Origin of the sequence: Paenibacillus sanfengchensis, assembly GCF_036864765.1 — a bacterium.
GTDB lineage: Bacteria > Bacillota > Bacilli > Paenibacillales > Paenibacillaceae > Fontibacillus > Fontibacillus sanfengchensis.
Genome location: NZ_JBAGJC010000004.1, coordinates 370,320 through 385,814, shown reverse-complemented (window position 1 = coordinate 385,814; position 15,495 = coordinate 370,320). Strand labels below are relative to the sequence as shown.

20 protein-coding genes are annotated in these 15,495 nt (G+C 42.7%); 3 read left to right on the top strand and 17 right to left on the bottom strand.

From position 1 onward, the window contains the following. Positions 1–371: 371 nt before the first annotated feature. Entirely contained in the window at positions 372–1,226 is an 855-nt protein-coding gene (locus V4U84_RS11015) for a helix-turn-helix domain-containing protein (RefSeq protein WP_334077179.1), read from the bottom strand. Positions 1,227–1,332: 106 nt separating this feature from the next. On the opposite strand from V4U84_RS11015, the gene V4U84_RS11010 reads away from it, so the two are divergent. Next, positions 1,333–2,487: an epoxide hydrolase family protein gene (locus tag V4U84_RS11010; RefSeq protein WP_334077178.1), complete on the top strand. Its 1,155-nt coding sequence runs from the start codon at positions 1,333–1,335 to the stop codon at positions 2,485–2,487. A gap of 61 nt (positions 2,488–2,548) precedes the next feature. Here the strand turns inward: V4U84_RS11010 and V4U84_RS11005 are convergent, their stop codons facing one another. The 16 genes from V4U84_RS11005 to V4U84_RS10930 form a co-directional block, all read right to left on the bottom strand. After that, positions 2,549–2,935: a retropepsin-like aspartic protease gene (locus V4U84_RS11005; RefSeq protein ID WP_334071335.1), complete on the bottom strand. Its 387-nt coding sequence runs from the start codon at positions 2,933–2,935 to the stop codon at positions 2,549–2,551. Beyond that, positions 2,925–3,182 (bottom strand): hypothetical protein, encoded by a 258-nt coding sequence (locus tag V4U84_RS11000; protein ID WP_334071336.1) that lies wholly within the window; start codon positions 3,180–3,182, stop codon positions 2,925–2,927. Before V4U84_RS11000 ends, V4U84_RS11005 begins: the two co-directional genes overlap by 11 nt. 90 nt (positions 3,183–3,272) lie before the next feature. Further along, positions 3,273–3,953, bottom strand: coding sequence for a protein kinase family protein (locus V4U84_RS10995; protein WP_334071337.1), 681 nt, complete (start codon positions 3,951–3,953; stop codon positions 3,273–3,275). A 124-nt stretch (positions 3,954–4,077) separates the two neighbouring features. After that, positions 4,078–4,647 carry a histidine phosphatase family protein gene (locus tag V4U84_RS10990; RefSeq protein WP_334071338.1) on the bottom strand — a complete coding sequence of 190 codons (570 nt, stop codon included), beginning with the start codon at positions 4,645–4,647 and terminating at the stop codon, positions 4,078–4,080. A gap of 64 nt (positions 4,648–4,711) precedes the next feature. After that, positions 4,712–4,990 carry a DJ-1/PfpI family protein gene (locus V4U84_RS10985; RefSeq protein WP_334071339.1) on the bottom strand — a complete coding sequence of 93 codons (279 nt, stop codon included), beginning with the start codon at positions 4,988–4,990 and terminating at the stop codon, positions 4,712–4,714. Positions 4,991–5,643: 653 nt separating this feature from the next. Next, positions 5,644–6,576, bottom strand: coding sequence for an aminoglycoside phosphotransferase family protein (locus tag V4U84_RS10980; RefSeq protein ID WP_334071340.1), 933 nt, complete (start codon positions 6,574–6,576; stop codon positions 5,644–5,646). A 185-nt stretch (positions 6,577–6,761) separates the two neighbouring features. Beyond that, the gene (locus V4U84_RS10975; RefSeq protein ID WP_334077177.1) at positions 6,762–7,544 is read right to left on the bottom strand and encodes an SDR family oxidoreductase; all 783 of its coding nucleotides are present in this window, start codon (positions 7,542–7,544) and stop codon (positions 6,762–6,764) included. 161 nt (positions 7,545–7,705) lie between these two features. Then, positions 7,706–7,915: a hypothetical protein gene (locus tag V4U84_RS10970; protein WP_334071342.1), complete on the bottom strand. Its 210-nt coding sequence runs from the start codon at positions 7,913–7,915 to the stop codon at positions 7,706–7,708. Between the two features lie 127 nt (positions 7,916–8,042). Further along, on the bottom strand, positions 8,043–8,519 hold the full coding sequence (locus tag V4U84_RS10965) for a hypothetical protein (protein ID WP_334077176.1): 477 nt from the start codon (positions 8,517–8,519) through the stop codon (positions 8,043–8,045). Positions 8,520–8,545: 26 nt separating this feature from the next. Then, the gene (locus V4U84_RS10960; protein ID WP_334077175.1) at positions 8,546–8,938 is read right to left on the bottom strand and encodes a hypothetical protein; all 393 of its coding nucleotides are present in this window, start codon (positions 8,936–8,938) and stop codon (positions 8,546–8,548) included. A gap of 63 nt (positions 8,939–9,001) precedes the next feature. Continuing rightward, entirely contained in the window at positions 9,002–9,382 is a 381-nt protein-coding gene (locus tag V4U84_RS10955; RefSeq protein ID WP_334071345.1) for a VOC family protein, read from the bottom strand. Positions 9,383–9,508: 126 nt separating this feature from the next. Further along, complete coding sequence (locus tag V4U84_RS10950) at positions 9,509–10,351, bottom strand: nucleotidyltransferase domain-containing protein (RefSeq protein ID WP_334071346.1); 843 nt, start codon at positions 10,349–10,351, stop codon at positions 9,509–9,511. 559 nt (positions 10,352–10,910) lie between these two features. Further along, a complete protein-coding gene (locus V4U84_RS10945; protein WP_334072039.1) occupies positions 10,911–11,702 on the bottom strand; it encodes a CPBP family intramembrane glutamic endopeptidase in 792 nt (263 codons plus the stop codon). Between the two features lie 154 nt (positions 11,703–11,856). Beyond that, the gene (locus V4U84_RS10940; protein ID WP_148452267.1) at positions 11,857–12,825 is read right to left on the bottom strand and encodes a helix-turn-helix transcriptional regulator; all 969 of its coding nucleotides are present in this window, start codon (positions 12,823–12,825) and stop codon (positions 11,857–11,859) included. Positions 12,826–13,020: 195 nt separating this feature from the next. Next, positions 13,021–13,500, bottom strand: a complete 480-nt coding sequence (locus V4U84_RS10935) for a hypothetical protein (RefSeq protein WP_334071348.1) — start codon at positions 13,498–13,500, stop codon at positions 13,021–13,023. 180 nt (positions 13,501–13,680) lie between these two features. Then, positions 13,681–14,148 carry a DJ-1/PfpI family protein gene (locus V4U84_RS10930; protein WP_416367234.1) on the bottom strand — a complete coding sequence of 156 codons (468 nt, stop codon included), beginning with the start codon at positions 14,146–14,148 and terminating at the stop codon, positions 13,681–13,683. Between the two features lie 156 nt (positions 14,149–14,304). Between V4U84_RS10930 and V4U84_RS10925 the strand changes: the two genes are divergently transcribed. Together V4U84_RS10925 and V4U84_RS10920 are read left to right on the top strand one after the other, a co-directional pair. Beyond that, a complete protein-coding gene (locus tag V4U84_RS10925; RefSeq protein WP_148452263.1) occupies positions 14,305–14,634 on the top strand; it encodes a hypothetical protein in 330 nt (109 codons plus the stop codon). Positions 14,635–14,659: 25 nt separating this feature from the next. Further along, a complete protein-coding gene (locus V4U84_RS10920; RefSeq protein WP_148452261.1) occupies positions 14,660–15,382 on the top strand; it encodes a hypothetical protein in 723 nt (240 codons plus the stop codon). Positions 15,383–15,495: the final 113 nt, after the last annotated feature.

Below are 15,495 nucleotides of genomic sequence, written 5' to 3'. Positions count from 1 at the left end.
TTTCGCATCCCCTCGGAAATCGGCTTAAATACCTGCAGATTTGCATCTTTTTGAAGTTGGAAGTTTGGAAGCACTCTAGGCGCCAACTTTTTTGGTTTATTCATCAGGGGTAACTTCAATTCGGTCTACAATAAACTCATTTAGGGTTTGATTATACTTATAGGTTACTTGAACAGTGCATACGTGATCTGGAAGCACCCCATTCACGGGGCTCCGTTTAATACATGAGCTTCATTCGTATCTAAATTAGTACCCGTCCGGTAACAAGAATAACGACCACTTCTTCTCTACCATCCCTTGTAAGATCAACATAGGACATCCATGGATTAGACACTCCGCCAAGTATTTTCCAATGGATGATAGTAAGCCTCCTACAGAAATGCCGCTAACTTCCGAGAGGTCACCCGATATGTGGTCGGCGATAGTCCTCTCTTGGACGTGAATTGTTTGATGAAGTAGGTGTCGTATTCAAATCCGGTGGCACGTGCGATATCGTTCAGGTTCATATCCGTATGCGTTAAAAGATCGCCCGCTACCTTCAAGCGATGCGAAAGCAAGTAACCCATGGCGGTAGTTCCGCACCTTTCCTGAAACATCTTATTCAGACTCACCCGGTTCAAATGGGCACATTTCGTCAGATCTTCCAAAGCAATTTTTCTGAAATAATTCGTATGGATATATTCCAGAACCAAATCCACCGGCGATTGTTCGCTGCTCCGATTTAAATCCTCCAGCATCCCCAAAATCTGAATCAGGTATTTCTTGATTCGGCACCTCCACCGTTCATCGCTTTGCGCCCGCACTTCCGTACCGAGCACAAAGAACCATTCAAACAATAGCGGATAGGCTTTTTCGGTTATACGGGGCACACCTGTATGGGCTCCATCTCTTTGAAAAAGGGAAAGGCCCGTGCGAATTCTCGGAGCCATCCGAAGGTCGCGCTGCGTTTCGGAATCCGTTACGGAGTTCAGAAATTCGCGTTGAAAATGAAAGGATTGGGCGGCCACGTTCTGCTTCTCCGTGATTTCCAGCTCATCCTCTTCCGCCAGGCACAGGATACAGGGAGCGGCAATCGATAGGGGACGTTCGTTCAACATCCCCCTCATACTCCCGGACGTAACGAAAACGAGAGAGAGCCGATCGGGGTAAGGAAGATGACTCAGATCCTCCACGGCGGCAAATTCAATGTTCACCAGGCGGTTTTTGTAACGGTCGAATTGCGGCATAGCGTTCACCTATCAAATAGTATAGTCAGATCCTTCATTTATGCCAGTGTACCACACCAGGGGGAGGGATATAATGACGTTGTAGCAACAAAAGGAGGAGTCAAACATGGCTGTTGAACGTTTTCATATTCACGTTTCCGATGAGATCCTGGACGATCTGCAATACAGACTGCGGCACATCCGTTGGCCGGATCAAGTCGAAAACACGGGTTGGGAACGCGGCACGGAATTAAACACATTAAAATCGCTGGTTTCGTATTGGAGAGACCAATATGATTGGCGCGTACAAGAATCCGCCTTGAACCGCTTTTCCCAGTTCCGCTGTCATATCGACGGCTTCGACGTACATTTTGTACATGAGCGCGGGAAGGGATCTAACCCGTTGCCCCTGATTCTTACCCACGGGTGGCCAGACAGTTACCTTCGGTACCAAAAAATCATTCCGCTTCTGACGGATCCGGCCAGCTATGGCGGTAACCCCGAGGATTCTTTTGACGTGATCATCCCTTCCGTACCCGGATTCGGGTTCTCCAGCCGCCCTAAGCAGCCCGGCGTTAACAATTTGCGTGTCGCCGACATGTGGGCCAAGCTTATGACCGAAGAATTAGGCTACCCCAAATTTGGCGCCGCTGGCGGGGATATCGGCTCCGGCGTGACCAGATACCTGGCGGCAAATCATCCCGAACTGTTATACGGAATTCATCTTACCGATATCGGAATTATAAGGGATCTGATGTCCGCTGCCGATGAGGCCAAGCTTTCAGAGGAAGAACGGCGTTACAAGCAAGCGGCTTCGGCATGGGTGGCTCAAGAGGGAGGCTACATGTCCATTCAATCGACACGCCCCCAAACGCTGGCTTATGGACTTTCCGACTCCCCGTCAGGATTGGCGGGTTGGCTAATGGAGAAATTCCGGGCTTGGAGTGATTGCCAAGGTGACCTCAAGCAAAGATTCAGTGAAGACGAACTCATCACGCATATCATGGTCTATTGGGTGACCAACACCATCGGATCGACAGCGCATCTATACTATGAAAACGCGCATTCTTTGCCGCCGCTCGGCTACATCGAGGTTCCAACAGCCCTTGCCTTATTCCCGGCGGATGTCTTGCTGCCGCCTAAAGCGTGGGCTGCGCGCCACCTGAATGTAACCCGTATGGCTTCGATGCCCCGCGGCGGGCATTTTACCGCATGGGAAGAACCGGAGGCTTTGGCCGTTGATATTCGGGAGTTCTATAGGCCTTTTAGGGTGAAGAATTGAGAAAGAATTTAAAGAGGCTAACCGCTCGGGTTAGCCTCTTTAAATTGGATGAGGGCAAAATTTATTTGGGATTCGAATAAATCTCAAGGCGATATAAATCGACAATAAACCCGCCAGGAATTAATATATCCAGCCCTATCAAGCCATCTATTTTGTTATCTGTATCGATGCGGCCAAAATCAATAGAAAAATTAACCACACGGAATGAATGAAACCCAACTTCATGTATCTTCCTGCGCACGGCAGCCTCTCTGCCGCCGATACCATTCATGAATCGAATCTGATCCCCTGGCTCATAGGCATCGAACAGTTCTTGTGCTACATCAATGGAGAGAATGGATTCTGCCGCTCCAGTATCAATAACGACATTTGGGAATTGAAGTGTCTTCCCGTTATGGGTAATTTCTATATTCGAGAACAACAAACCGTCTTTATATTCAAGATTCATTTTTAGTCCTTCTTCTGATCATCGGCTTGTCCCGTACTTCTATAACAATAGCTTCGTTGGAAGTATGGTAAACAAAACGCTCATTCTTGGCGGCAAACAATTCCTTCATCGCTTCCTCCGAATCAGAAATAGGCTTGATGATAGCTACTTCTTCTACATGAAGCTTATTTTCTTCATAATGAGACTTCAGTTCTTCAACCAGTACAAATTGATCTGGAAAAAGTTCCCTAACTTCCGCCCATAACAACAGGATCGCCTCCTCTTTAATCATATTTTACCATGTTGAATGATCGAGAAAAACAAATTTGAGGCTAAAGCACAACTTCCGGCCCTCCACTTATTTACGCTTACCGAAGAATAACCCGCTCACTCGCTTAGCGAAGTCTTCGATCCCAAAGCTTGCCGTATCGATCCGGTTGTACCAGTTGGTCACGGTTTCCAGCATCCATAACGGAACCTTTGTCCCTTTGACCAGCGGATAAACGTGCTGATATGCCCAGACCAAATGCTCCCAACGATTGTCGTTCCCCTCTTGGATGTATTCCGAAACATCGAGGACTTTTCCTCTCCCCTCCTGCAGGAGAACGTTCTTAAGATGAATGTCCCTGGGATTCAACCCTCGACTTCGGACGAACTGACGCGCTTCCTCCACGTCCAGGATGGCTTGCTCGGGAACCGGCACACCCTGCAGAAGACAATCGTAAAACGTCATTCCCTGTTCCAAACTTAAAACCAAATAGTTAGGACCCACACCATAGCACCTGGCAAAATAACGCGATCCTTCTAACCGATCATAAATCCCTGCCTCAACATCCTTCTTTTCTAATGCCTGCGCGGTATACACTTTATACGCGTATTCAGGAGTGGCCGGATCATAAAAAACAGCAGCATCCGTACCGATCCCGATACAGCGTAAATTTTCCGGGACATGAATGACCGAAACCGGCTTATTGTTTTCATGACCTGTCACCTCAACAAGCTTTAAGGCTTCCTCCGCCCGCATCCATTCCGATTCCATGGTCACCTGCTCCTTTTGTTTCGCCAACGGTCCATTGTTTATTTTCGAGTAATTGTGTATAACGTTACCCTATTTACGACGTTCCATCGACTTAAGTTTCGTCAGGAGGCCAGCTGTGATGCGTCTAATGGAGCTTTTTTTCCCAGAGTCTTGTTGTACTTACTAATTTCTGTCCTTGAAAAACTACTTTATATATGTCCGGCATCGTTGTAGTGCGCCAGAAGGAATAATCATATTGGGGGTCAAAATGATTCATCATTAACGTCATGATATCTCCGTGAGTCCCGATTACAATATTCTTGCCTTCGTATTTATTGAAAATCTCCAGTATAACCTTTACAGCTCTTTTCTGAGCTTCTTCACTCGATTCGCCTTCCGGGAATGCAAATGAAAGGTTCTCAAATAACATCTGCTTTGCTTCTATAAATGAGTGGGGCGAAAAATCGCCAACCCTCCTTTCTTTTAAATTTTCCTCTAGCTTGATTTCTTCTTCGTAACTCTGTGCTGTCGGCGCTATTGTTTCGATGGCTCTTGCACACGGACTGGAAATGAAATGATCTATGTTTTCCGCTTTTAATATTTCTTTGACAGTGAGTGCATCAAGCTTCCCCTTATCGGATAATCCTCTGTTTCTTTCCTGTCCTTCAACAAAGATGGACTCACCATGTCTCACAAAATAAAGGGTAGTCTCCATTTGTCGGATCCCGCCTTTCTCGCAAACCAGGGTGTGGATATACAGCGTAACTGGCTTCTCTTATTTACCTTATAAAATGTGCCCTTTCCTCTTGTTTTGAACTGAATAAATCTCCCCCGCCCATACAACCAGGTATCAAAATACTGTCCAGACTCTCAATATCGGCATCATATATTGTACAATCGGCAACACACTTTAAATCTGACTCCCCTCTAATCATATCTGAGGTGATTCCAATGGTTGCTATTGGATGGTTTCCTTGTTTCAAAATAGATAAGGCAACAGTTAATTCATACTCGCTAAAAAGAGGAAATAGGATTACCCCTGTTTTTTTCATACTCATCTTTGTATTTTCATCCTTTTTAATATGACTTACTCCCATGTTGTATTACCTTGTGACTTCGGGTACAGAACAATCTTCATGCATGTCTTCAATATCTAAGTAAGTGATGGGCCTCAACAAGATCCGCTTCGTTTCAAGAATCGGGAAGTTTTCTAAATGTCTAAGTTACTTCATCCCTCGTCTATAGTTAAAGTAGAATCGTTTTAATGATAACCCAAGCCAAAATATAAAACTGGGTACGAGATTCAAAAGCAACATGATTACATAATAATATTCAAATTCGGATTGTCTTATCATAACAATCATACTGAGGTTATTAAAGTACGCATATAAAACCCAAATCAAATCAGGCATAAATCCGCTAGAATCCGATATATAGGAAAAAAAGAACAGCAACCATATTGAGATTCCTACAATAGCTATTGTTGAGACGGAAAAGTAATCAGAAAGATAGGTTTTGTTATTTTTTAACACTGTGAAACCTATAATAAGATAAATGATTAACGACACACCAGTGACCAAATAAAACACTACTGATTGGTTATTATAATAGAATAAGATGACGTCTCCAGCGACTTGTATAATTATGTATGCGAGAACGGACAGTGCATTATTCGTTACTATGTCTTCAGAACGTTCCATATGAATTCCTTTCATATTAACTGGTTATTATATATTCGTTTCAAAAGACTTCTTCCATACTCTCTAACTGTCGGTGAGTTATTTCGAGTTCCCCAATAAATATCGCCGATGGCCATCTTAATGCAGCATATTTTGATTTGCCTACTTTTCTCCTTAAGCACTTCAGGCCCATAGCCTTTAAAAAAAGCCCTCTTCGCGATTTCATCGCCTGCAAAATACCTCTCAAATAAAATTGAGAAATTATCGACATCTAAGCCCCATAACATATTTTCAAAATCAATCATTCCGGTAAAAACACCATTTCCATCCACTAGCCAATTCCCGGGAGTTGAATCCCAACTAATCGGTACCGGTTTTGTGTGTTCAAAAACCTCCACATTCCGAAATGCCCATTCCAGCAATTCAATTTCCGAAGAGTCCAATAATTGTTCCTGTACGGCTCGATCTGCTAAATCCCTAATTGAGCGGTGAACGTAGTTAACGGGATCACGATCATGGTACAACTCAATCGGTGTTCCATTTTGATCGGGACGTCCAAACCATTCCCCAACCTGCGAATCATGCAATAATTTTGTAAGTTCACCAGCTTTACAGTAAGCACCTTCAATAGCATCGGGATCCAATCTCGTATCTCTCATGATCGTACCCTCAACAGAAGTAATTAGGATGCCTTGCCAACCATCCCCCTCAAAAGCCCTGATCATTTCAGGGACATAGGGCTTCAGGTGGCCGACCCAATTTTGATAAGCATAGACCTCAGGGTGCCATCTCTGCTTTCTGCTAAAAGTCTTCAAGTAGTAATATTTATGATCAACATTCGAGCTTAGCTTCCAAACCCCGGTTCTCGAGCTCTTTGGCCTACAATTGGTTATGATTTGGAAAGGGCCGATAAGGGATTGCACGAATCCATACAATTCACTCGGATAGATATCAAATTGTTCCATGGGATCCCCCTATGTACTTGTATATACGAAACGCCCCAACCTTAGATAGCTCTTATCTAGGTTGGGGCGTTTGTTGTCTGTACTGGATGTAACTGCCCACATGAATTGCCTGCACTTCCACTATTCCAACTGCCTTAAATGGATAATCAAGCTGCTTGAACCCCGCGGCCTTAGGTTAATACAAACTAACCCCTTTGAAATCCGCCCTCCGAGTGAATAATTTGTCCTGTTACCCATTCAGCTTCTTCACTTGCAAGGAAGGAAACTAAACGTGCTGCATCTTGAGGTAATCCAACTCTTCCCGTCGGAGATTTAGTCAAAATATACGCTTTGACCTCATCATTCATCCACCCCGTATCAGTGGGACCAGGATTCACCGCGTTTACAGTAATACCTTTAGATGCAACTTCAGCAGATAGGGTTAAAGTAAACGCATCTATTGCACCTTTTGTGGAGGCATACGCTATGTTTCCTGCCATCGGCCCAAGCGATTGTCCCGACGTTAGATTTATGATTCTACCTCCTCTGGAGCGGTCGAAACGACGGGCAAATTCTGCACTTAATAACATCGTTCCCTGGATATTAACCTGATAATGTTTAGCAAGTATCTCAACGGATAAATCTTCATAACTGACATCAACGGAATAGGTCGCATTATTGATTAAAATAGAAGGCTTCCCAAGCCTTTCTTCAACGGAATTCATCAAATTCACAGGTGTATTTGAGTCGGAAAGGTCCATTTCAAGTTTCTCGCAACGTACTCCGTATTTTTGTATCACTTCTTGTAAAATGCCCGGTTCATGCGAGTTCATCCCCCATGGCATTTCCAAATCGTAGGCACTCCAATATGTAAAGAATACATCAACACCTTTGCTCGCGAGTTCTTTACATATCGCTGCTCCAATCCCATTCAACCTTGAAGCTCCAGTGACTACAGCTATTTTATGGTTACTAGACAATTCTGACATCGATGTAGACACTCCTTTTTAATGTTACGAGTAATTGCGTATAACGATTATGTGTTCACGAAACTGAAAACAACTTCCCCGAAATGCCTCTTGCGGAAAGGACGGCAGCAGCCGGTCAATGCATGAATGCGTTGTTATACAATGTGCTTGGCATCTTCAAATTAAGTTTCAAACAACTCGCTTCTATGCCCATAAAACTTTTTCACCAACGGATGTTCACGCTCTTCTAATTGCATTTTATAAAATCTTCTTCTTCGCAATCTCCTATCTACTATACCAAATGCCTTATATATTGGGTTATTAGATTCTATTATTTCTTGAAAAAATAACTTCATCTTGTCCCATGGATATCTATTCGTTTTCCCTTTCATGTTTTCCCTGCGTTTCGTATAACGTTCTTGTATCCACGAAATGACCCAGCCTTAGATAGCTCTTATCCTTGGCTGGGCTGTTTATTGCCTTCGCTTCTTCCATGATTACACATCCGAGAACGCTTGATTATTTGCTCACAAGTTTAACAGGGATACAGCTCTCCATCAGAGCATATCCGGTTGCCTTAATCACTTCCGGCGGCGTGATGATATGCCCCATCGCATAATGATTCGCTCTTTGGTCCAGCTCAAAAACATCCGAATTCTCAATCCATGACAGAGCTTCATGATACAACCGTTCATTCTCCTCATGATCTCCGTCTTTGTAATGATAAGTCACATAATACCCGCCATCAAAATCTATAATCTCGTACCCTTCAGAATCCATATAGTCAGTCAAGGCATAGATCCATACCAATCCCTCTTGCTCCGCATCATAATACAAGAAATCTCTTGGTACAAAACTGTCTTGCGGCCCTGGTTTCAGCTTTGAAAAATAAGCGTCAAACTTGCCAAGCACACCATTTTCCGAAAAATCAAAGTGCTTATCAACACCAGAGGATACCGCCTTAAACGGTGGGATCGAGATGACTCTAAATTTCATAGTCTTCACGCTCCTTCTTCAAATCTTTATAGTTCTTGCACAGGCATCCAAAAATCAAAGTATGGAGGATTTTGGGTGCAGGAAATGGGTTGAAATTCCATGATCGGCTTGTTACTTTCAAAATCCAGTCTATATCCAACGTCCTCTATGCAAAGATCTACTAATGTACGTTCATGTACATTCTCAAACTCCTCGTGAGACGAAACCCGAACGGGACTTGAAGTATAGATATTCCACTCTCCGACATTTTCTTTTTGGGAAGAAAACAGTTTATGGTACCTTCCGTCCTGAACAATACCATCAAAAAATTTGTAAAGCTCTGCCTTATTCCCCTCAGGCATAACTTGTTTAATACCCAATAAAATCATTTCATCTCTTTCAACAATGGAATAATTGAACTCCTTTTTCCTCCGCTCCACGTAAACTCCTTCTCTGTTACAATGGAAAAATCTTGTTCCACTACATACGCGAGCCTTGTTTTGTCATATAGCGATCCACCAAAAAACGCCGAAGCGGTCGATCAAGTTTGAACAATACGGATTCCAGTCACACGGACCGAGCGGGTCGATGACGGTACCGCCGTCTTTCAGGATATCGTAGGCCTGCCGGACAGCTTCCTCACTCCCCATGTCGTATACATTAAAGGCCATGGTCTGCCATGCCGTTTTTGGACGGGTATCGCATTCCTTAGGCGCTTCACTGACGGCCATGAACAGCTTGCCGTTTAGCGTCAACTCGCAGTGCGCATATTCATTTTTTGCCTCGTCCTTGATTTCAAGGCCTTTCTCCAAACCGAATGCCCGGCAATATAGACCGGCAGCTTCCATACTGCCTTTAACATAAACCTGTGAGCTGATGTTCATAAGGAGCCCTCCTTTGCACTTGAAAGCCCTTTCGTTTTTTTCTATACCATGCGTACTTATTCGGACCGTCATCATTGTAAAAATGAACCAACGCGCCGAAACTTTTGATCATTACAATCTCCTCCATTACAAATTAATAATAGATCCGGTTTTTATAATCCAGTCCTGCTTGATAAGATCGATGGCTCTTGGGCTGAGTATGCTTTCATCCGGCACTGCGATTTCTCTGACATCGTCCTCAAACCATTCCATGGCTTGCAGGAGGTTCTTTCTGACCATCACCAATTCTTCTGTACAGCCATATTTCATCAAATGCTTTTGTTTTGTTTCATCTATATAATGTAGCTTGCTGGCAGCGCCGCCCCAGGTGATTTGATCATATGACGTCAACAGCAAAGAGCTATGCGTATCCATCAATATGCGCAGGACCCCGTTTAACTTAAAAAAGTCTTTGCGTGCAAAATATTTGGCTGACATCTGCACATGAAACCAGTAAGTCGTGATGAGCTTATGCAGGTCATCCTGCCATAGCCCCCCTTTAATACCTTCGTTTATCAACGCTTGCACACTACCATCCCGATCAAAGACGATATCCTTTGCTTGCAACTCGGTGTAATGAATCCGGCACATATCGTCGTCTATTTTCCCTTTGTTTAATAGGAACACATCATACTGAAACAGATGCTCCTTCTGCCGTAAAATATAGCCATAGTTTTTGATGGCCTGGCTGTTAAAATCCTCCGGCCAACAAAGGATAACTTCATCACATACGTCTTCAAGCATAACTGTGAGTTTTTCATCCACCAACGAATAAGCGCCTTCTTCCACGAGAAAAACAATGTCGATATCGGAATGAACGTCCATTGTCCCATGAGCGGTAGAGCCAAAATACCATGCCCCCAGCACACCTTGTTCTACTTTCATGACTGTTATAAAGTCGTTATGTACGGATTGAAGTTCGTTTAACATCGTATATCCTCCTTGTATAGTTGAATTGCCTGTTTACATCGAACCTTAAAATGAAGATTAGGTGTAATCTGCATCAAACCCGCCTCCTCCTCAGCCAAGGGATGCCTTTTTCAACTCTGTATATTTCTCGCGTAGCAAGGCTGTCGCCTAGTCATATGAGTCCGCCGGACTCCAAGCGAATTTCGAAAGAATCGATGATATTGGTTACCTAGTTTTGTATCTGCAAGTTCTAAATTTGCTTTATTAGAGTCTTTAAAGTAACACACCGAAGCTTTGGAATTGTTTTCAAAATGTGTTGCCTTGTGATTGAAGTAAGTGTAGCGACCTTAATCTCTTTAATCATCAAATCCGCCTGATTTTCAATCTCAGCTATTCTTGCCTTCTGAATCTCTGATGCTTTCATGGATCGCACCCTTCTTTTCTTTGACTGGAATTAATAGATCTTCAAGCTAGCCGAACATATTTCCGGCATCCCAGTTGCCAGCATTTAAATTGCTCATGCCTGATCTCCTTTCTCATACAGATCATAAAGTGCAACACGACGTCAATGTCAAGGGATTCAAATATGCCTCTTGTCGTACAATACAACGGTTACAATTGAAACAAGAACAATCAGAGCATTTGCGGCAATGGTCCCCGCCCAAGTCATAGTCGTCGTGCCGAAGATGGGAGATGCGGCATTGAACATGGTGTGGAATAATACGCACATAAACACACGGCCTTTTCCTGATATTGTGTAGATTGCTCCGTAAAAAAAACGAAACGCCATAACTTGAACGGCAAACATCCAAAAGTTAATGAGTCCCTCTCCGTGATTCGTCCCCGGAATGAAGAAAAGAGGGATGTGCCATGCAGTCCAAATAATTCCGGTAAAAATACAAGATAAAACAAAGCCGTATTTTTTGCTGAGTTTAGGCTGCAATATGTACATCCAGCCAGCTTCCTCCAAGCCGCCGATTATAAGATTACCTGGCAGTGAAAGAAAAAGCGTATAGAATGGAAGCGCCATTTCCGTGCGGCCTGAAACCGCGATATGTATTACGAAGTATAAAACAAGCCCTGCAACAACGAACAAATAGGGAAATAGGTTGTTTTTGACATAGAAAACCGTTTTCAACCATTCCATAAAATCCACTACTTTTTTGTTTTTCTTCAGAACGATATACGAAGCAATAGCGGGCGACAAAATATAGATTGCAAAAGGAATATTCATCATGAATTGCTGGAATGTGTGAACCCAATTGTGAACCGAATATCCGAATGGCCCAAGAGCAATCAAAGCACCGGATACAAGAAATGCTATGAAAAATGTCAGCATAGTAAATTGTACTATGATCTTTTTGTCCGTCATGGTTTCTTCACCCTCACGTTTTATTGAACTATATATTAATTTTAGCTTATGGGCGCTTTGACTTTTATCACTTGGTTGAGGAGCGGTGTCATCAGGACTTAATCGTATGTAGTAAAGCACCTGCCGCATTGGGCAGGTGCTTTACTACATACGATTATGACTTCCGCACCGGTCTGATATACTTAAAAAACCGCTCCGGATCATGATACATGTAAATGATTCTGCCGGGGGAAGCATCCAGACAGTAACCGGTGCCTGCAAAATCAAAAGTTGCCATTGCTTGTTCCAGCTTTTCCTCCACACTGCGATTTTCCTGTTCATAATCGAACGGCCCATGTTCAAAGACAAGATAATCGGCTTCGGGAACATCAATCAATAGCATTTGTGGGGGGACTTCGCCTTGATAATCCAAAGGAAGTCGCACACCATAACACTCTGTACGTGGAATCCCCCAACCGCAGAGTCTGCCGCCCGGGTCAATGATGTACGCCATAATCTGACCGCTGCCGCTGTTCGTTACGCTCCCGCCATCGTCATCCAATTTACCCTTGATGCTATCGAGCAAGCCGCATATGGTTTCGCAGTCCTGGCCGGGAATAAGACTTTGCTTTTGCCAAAAATCCCAATACCCATTACTCTCATCGTTTTTGATATGCAAAAATTTGTGCGCGGGAATGGTTACAAAATAAACGTTAACCCCATCTGCCGATTTGATCATACCGATCTCTCCCAATCCGAAAAAGTAGCGGTCGAAAGGGGTGATTTTTGTACGAAGGGCAACAGGCATAGGCTGTTTTCGGTATTCACTTGGAGTTACACCATAGGTTCCCTTAAAGGCTCGGGTAAAAGCTTCATGTGATGAAAAACCATATTCAAACGCAATATCCAACAGGCTTTTGTCACTATCCCGTACCTCTTTTAGGGCAAAGGCCAATTTTCTATGCCGCAGATAATCCCTAAATTGCATACCTGATATTTCCTTAAATTTTCTCGTCGTATGAAATTCGGAATAACCTAACTTGCGGGAAAGAAATCCAAGAGATATCGCTTCACCGTTACGATGTTGAATACACTCGTCAATTTCGTCAACGATGATTTGGATTTGCTTGTGCCACTCGTACATTCGTCTGTTCACCTCGTTTCAACGACTCTATACCCATTATAGAGTGATGGAATTTTCATTGTTTGATTTTACTTGCTGAAAGCGAGGATATAGCTTCTTCCCTAACTCGCCCAATATAAATTTCAGTTGACATATTTTCTTTCACTTTTAAAATACAGAGCTAACGCCCGCCCATATTGCAGAAGCCGGTTTCCATTATAGGGAGCCGGCTTTTGCCTTCAGTATGTTATTTATCAATATATTCTTCAAGCTTTCATCTGAGAAAATAAAGAGTGTGGACTCACCATTTTTTATTGATTTAATCTTTACAAATTTTTCGTTGGAGGGGTCGTTGTTTACTCCGGTTACATGAATTTTCTCTGTGCTGCTTTGATCGCTTGGGTCGTAAATCAATGAAACCTCATAATCGGAAGAACCTTTTCGGTACACATACGAATACATGTAGCCTTCCTCTTCATCGGGATCTTGAAGAATAAAATATCGGTCTTCATCCCCGGTAGAACGGACCTGGTCTAACCATTGCTTTATTTCATCGGGGTGTTCTGCCTCTACTTCATATTGCTTGTATTCAAGAACAGCTTTCATACGGTCTTCAAAATTTACTTTTTCTTGTGTTGAGCATCCGCAAATCACAATAAGAAAAGAAACCATAAAAATCCGAAAGAAAATTCGCATCCCCTACTCCCTCCACTTATTTATTATATACACGAACGCCCCAACCTTAGATAGCTTTTATCTAGGTTGGGGCGTTTGTTGTCCGGGCCCTCTTCCATGATTATACATTTTACGAGCAAGGGGCGAAAGACCCAATATACAAACACGGTTTTGCAGGATTCAACGGTCCACATAAATTGCCTACACTTCCACAATTCCAACTGCCGTATATGGATAATCCAACTGCTTCTTCACCACATGGGCCGCTTCCGCTCCAGCAAACAATCGAATTATTAAAAGGCCTAAATCAATGGATGTCGCTACTCCTCCTGCGGTGATTACGTTCCCATCCTTCACAATCCGGGATGGAATAACCTCTGAACAATAAGGCTCCAACAATTCATAGACATTGGGGTGAGTTGTTGCTTTTTTATCTTTCAAAAACCCCGCCACTCCCCACAACAATGAACCCGTACATACCGATACCTTAAACTTAACCGGCCCCGCCGTCTTGATCCAATCGATGAAGTCCGCATCATCTTTGAGCTTCCTCGTCCCCAAATCAATGCGATCCTTATGAAAACAATCCTTTTTCTGTATCAGTTGTATTTTCATATAGGAGATATCTATTATTACAAATAAATAGAAAAATAGATATAAATGGTTCACAAAACCGCCCTTTTGATCTATTATTAGGGAAGGGATATTTTGGTATATAAAGTAAAATACCCCTTTAAAATTCGAAAGGGAGGGATGACTATAAGTTCATTTTTTTCTGTTAACATTACCATGAAACAGCCAGAGGTATAAGTATGGAGGAAGTCAATGGGTATTCTTAAAAAGAAGGATCTGACAAGTCATGATGTATTTGAGTTTATGCAAGGGCGCTTGAGTGGCACTCATTGGCTGGAAGATTCAATTTATTTAACTGAAGAAACTATAGCTGAAACACAATTAGTAGATTATTTGACCCTTACTCTTAGGGATTTCAATTACTATGGTCCTACTGAGGTTACTCAAGAAGAGTGGAACCAGATTATGCAGAACGTAAACGCATCTAATTCTGAGATTGCTAAACAGTTAGTTAATGAGATTGATGAATGGGCTAAAAATTGTTTTAAGTCTCATTCCTGCTTCACTATCTGCGGCATATAATCTAAGAAATAGGAGTGTGTTTTCGATGAAGAAAAAAATCCTTAGCTCGTTATTAACTTTTCTATTGTTGTTTTCTTTGAGCTCAACTGTATTTGCAGAAAAAAGCCCTGCTGTATCTGATAAGTATGCTCCTACAGCTACCTTCCAGGTAGGTGATGGTAGAGTACATCCTATGGTACCAAATGGGATTCCTATAACTGTTACTCCTAGCTATAATGTACTTTCTGTGTGGGTAGGTAATATTGGAGTTGACGCCTTAGATAATGTAACAGTAACTGGTTCTGCAACTGATTATGGTAGGTTACCTGCAAAATCGGGCAAGGTACCGGCTGTTGTTGGAAAAACATTCACATGGAATATTCCAATGACAAAGACTACCATGAATTATTACGTCACAATTACAGTTGTTGACGGGAGTGGGACACGGGTATTAAATGGCGATGCTAAATTAGAATATGATGACACAAAACTTGCTTCCATAGGTTGGCATAAAGGGACATTTTCTACTCGGGCAGCATCGTTACAATATCACTTTGACAAACATAAATCTGAAGTCAGCGTAAACAATATTTACGACTACTTGGTAAAAGCAGGTGAATGCAGGGATGATGTCGCAAATAATCCGTCGAACTATACAAAAACAGTGAACTCTGGTGCAACACCAGCCCATAAGTACAAGAACAAGTACGATGGCAGATTTATCATCTTATCTGATGCTGGCAATGAGATCCTTAGTTTTGGAAGATAGATGCACACGGGAAGCAGCCAAAATAGCTGCTTCCCATTTTGTTATGAGACTCATTATCCGACAAAACAAAAAAAGTTTCTAATAATAATCAGCGGAGTGATACCATAGAATCA

Coding starts and splice junctions, on each gene's coding strand:
- V4U84_RS10955 (WP_334071345.1), bottom strand. CDS start 9,382: ATGAACATCAGCTCACAGGTTTATGTTAAAGGCAGTATGGAAGCTGCC.
- V4U84_RS10920 (WP_148452261.1), top strand. CDS start 14,660: ATGAAGAAAAAAATCCTTAGCTCGTTATTAACTTTTCTATTGTTGTTT.
- V4U84_RS10965 (WP_334077176.1), bottom strand. CDS start 8,519: ATGAAATTTAGAGTCATCTCGATCCCACCGTTTAAGGCGGTATCCTCT.
- V4U84_RS10990 (WP_334071338.1), bottom strand. CDS start 4,647: ATGGAGACTACCCTTTATTTTGTGAGACATGGTGAGTCCATCTTTGTT.
- V4U84_RS10975 (WP_334077177.1), bottom strand. CDS start 7,544: ATGTCAGAATTGTCTAGTAACCATAAAATAGCTGTAGTCACTGGAGCT.
- V4U84_RS10995 (WP_334071337.1), bottom strand. CDS start 3,953: ATGGAATCGGAATGGATGCGGGCGGAGGAAGCCTTAAAGCTTGTTGAG.
- V4U84_RS10945 (WP_334072039.1), bottom strand. CDS start 11,702: ATGACGGACAAAAAGATCATAGTACAATTTACTATGCTGACATTTTTC.
- V4U84_RS10940 (WP_148452267.1), bottom strand. CDS start 12,825: ATGTACGAGTGGCACAAGCAAATCCAAATCATCGTTGACGAAATTGAC.
- V4U84_RS10980 (WP_334071340.1), bottom strand. CDS start 6,576: ATGGAACAATTTGATATCTATCCGAGTGAATTGTATGGATTCGTGCAA.
- V4U84_RS10925 (WP_148452263.1), top strand. CDS start 14,305: ATGGGTATTCTTAAAAAGAAGGATCTGACAAGTCATGATGTATTTGAG.
- V4U84_RS11015 (WP_334077179.1), bottom strand. CDS start 1,226: ATGCCGCAATTCGACCGTTACAAAAACCGCCTGGTGAACATTGAATTT.
- V4U84_RS10985 (WP_334071339.1), bottom strand. CDS start 4,990: ATGAGTATGAAAAAAACAGGGGTAATCCTATTTCCTCTTTTTAGCGAG.
- V4U84_RS11005 (WP_334071335.1), bottom strand. CDS start 2,935: ATGAATCTTGAATATAAAGACGGTTTGTTGTTCTCGAATATAGAAATT.
- V4U84_RS10935 (WP_334071348.1), bottom strand. CDS start 13,500: ATGCGAATTTTCTTTCGGATTTTTATGGTTTCTTTTCTTATTGTGATT.
- V4U84_RS10970 (WP_334071342.1), bottom strand. CDS start 7,915: ATGAAAGGGAAAACGAATAGATATCCATGGGACAAGATGAAGTTATTT.
- V4U84_RS10950 (WP_334071346.1), bottom strand. CDS start 10,351: ATGTTAAACGAACTTCAATCCGTACATAACGACTTTATAACAGTCATG.
- V4U84_RS11010 (WP_334077178.1), top strand. CDS start 1,333: ATGGCTGTTGAACGTTTTCATATTCACGTTTCCGATGAGATCCTGGAC.